The sequence below is a fragment of the Tsukamurella sputi genome, from assembly GCF_007858445.1.
GTDB lineage: Bacteria > Actinomycetota > Actinomycetes > Mycobacteriales > Mycobacteriaceae > Tsukamurella > Tsukamurella sputi.
This window is the reverse complement of sequence record NZ_VIGV01000156.1, coordinates 1-562: the sequence shown is the minus strand read 5'-3', so window position 1 is coordinate 562 and position 562 is coordinate 1. Positions and strand designations below refer to the sequence as shown.

Sequence of the window (562 nt, the reverse complement as noted above, 5' to 3'; positions counted from 1 at the left end):
GCAGGAATGGGATATGTTGGTTGTGCAACGATCGAAGAGATGAATAATAAACCACGCTTTGTAGAGATTACTAGCGCCGGGATGAATGAGTCTCACGTTCATGACGTAACGATCACAAAAGAAGCGCCAAACTATTCTCGCTAATATTAATATATTTATGCTTATGTTTATGCGTAATTAAAGATTATAGATGTTCTCTATATTCGCTATTGAAGGCTATTGAGATCTATTGAACATGGTTGAGAGTTTTAATTATTGAGAAATTATTGAAAAGTTATTGAAATGATTGTTCAATTAGTGACTATTTTAGTTGGGTAATTTCTCTAAAATAGTGGATAATAGAGGCATTGACTAGTTTGCTATTTTGCGCTAAAAATCTCGGGGAGAGATCCTCGAGATTTTCTAGTTTTAAAAAAGATGTAGAAATAGAAGATGCATCAGTATCAAAATAGCAGTTTTCCGTTTTAAGACTTATTTTAAGACTTATTTTAAGACTTACTTTAAATTTAGATGCGATTGAGTATATGGAGATAATTTTAGGTAAGCTTAGATAAATCTGGAC

At 32.0% G+C, this 562-nt stretch carries 1 protein-coding gene; it reads left to right on the top strand.

Annotation, left to right across the window (positions count from 1 at the left end; translation table 11 throughout):
- The first annotated feature begins 6 nt into the window (after positions 1-6).
- Complete coding sequence (locus FK268_RS26115) at positions 7-144, top strand: IMP dehydrogenase (protein WP_497997384.1); 138 nt, start codon at positions 7-9, stop codon at positions 142-144.
- The last annotated feature ends 418 nt before the right edge of the window (positions 145-562 follow it).